Consider the following 1,229-nt stretch of genomic DNA (forward strand, 5'->3'; position numbering starts at 1 on the left):
TCGTTTATCTGATACTTTTCAATCATGGTATATACCTCATTTACAAGATACTTAAAAATTAAAATATCTTACAGTTTTATTACCGCATATATCACTGTTTCTCCCCTTTGGCTTTTTCGCTTCTTGGATAAAGAATTTTTGCCATATATATTGATATTTCGTAAAAAATTACAAGTGGTAAAGCCAGAAATACCTGACTTATTACATCTGGCGGGGTAATAATAGCAGCAAAAACAAAGGCACCTACTATAAAGTAAGGTCTTATTCTTTTTAAACCTTCTGGAGATACAAGTCCAAGCCTTGCAAGTAATGATAATATTACAGGAAGTTCAAATGTTATGCCAAATGCAATAATCAGTCTTATAACGAAAGAGATATATGAACTTACAGAAAGCATTGCCTCAACATCAAGCTGTGTATAACCAAAGTTAAGTAAAAATCTTATTGCCAGTGGCAGTACTCCCCAGAAAGCAAAAGCTGCTCCTGCAAGAAAAAACAGTGTTGTAAAAAATACAAAAGGTATTAAAAGTTTTTTCTCATTTTCGTAAAGGGCAGGTTCTATAAATTTCCATACCTGATAAAAGATAATAGGAGATGAAACTACAAAACCCATTAAAAGTGATATTTTAAGGGCTGTAAAAAATGATTCTGTAGGAGTTAAAGCAACGAGCTTTAAATCAGGAAAAACTTTATGAAGCGGTGTCTGGAAAACATTAAAAAATATTTCAACTTTCATAAAAACAGCAACTGCACCAATAAAAAGGGCTATTAAACTTTTTATTAATCTATCTCTGAGTTCAGCTAAATGCTCAGTTAATGGTGCTTCGTATTCTTCAGGATTTTTTATTTTATCCGTCATTTATGTTTTCCTCTTTTGACTTTTTATTAAATGAAATTTTTTCTCTTTTAGGTTGATAGTCTTCTGTATATTTAGGTTTTGCTAATTCTTGCTGAAATTCTTTTTCAAACTCGTCTTCTTTTGTTGTTTCTTGTAAAGATGTATCAGGGAGTTTTTTTATATCATCAATTTCACTTATTACAGATGTTTTTACTTCATCAACTGTAGATTTTACTTCTTTAAATATTCTTGCCATCTGTTTTACTGCTTCACGCAGTCTCTTAGGACCTAAAACTATTATAGCTACTATCATTATTACTATTAATTCAGTCATTCCAATTCCAAACATAAACCCATCTCCTAAATTAAATAAATTTAATTATATCTTAAA

At 30.2% G+C, this 1,229-nt stretch carries 2 protein-coding genes; both read right to left on the reverse strand.

Features of this window, described 5'->3' with window-relative positions; genetic code table 11:
• Positions 1 to 91 precede the first annotated feature (91 nt).
• Entirely contained in the window at positions 92 to 859 is a 768-nt protein-coding gene (tatC, locus tag HG1285_RS00870) for a twin-arginine translocase subunit TatC (RefSeq protein ID WP_008289541.1), read from the reverse strand.
• Positions 849 to 1,187, reverse strand: coding sequence for a twin-arginine translocase TatA/TatE family subunit (locus HG1285_RS00865; protein ID WP_008289542.1), 339 nt, complete (start codon positions 1,185 to 1,187; stop codon positions 849 to 851). The genes tatC and HG1285_RS00865 overlap by 11 nt, the downstream gene beginning before the upstream one ends.
• Positions 1,188 to 1,229: the final 42 nt, after the last annotated feature.

It is taken from the genome of Hydrogenivirga sp. 128-5-R1-1, from assembly GCF_000171895.1.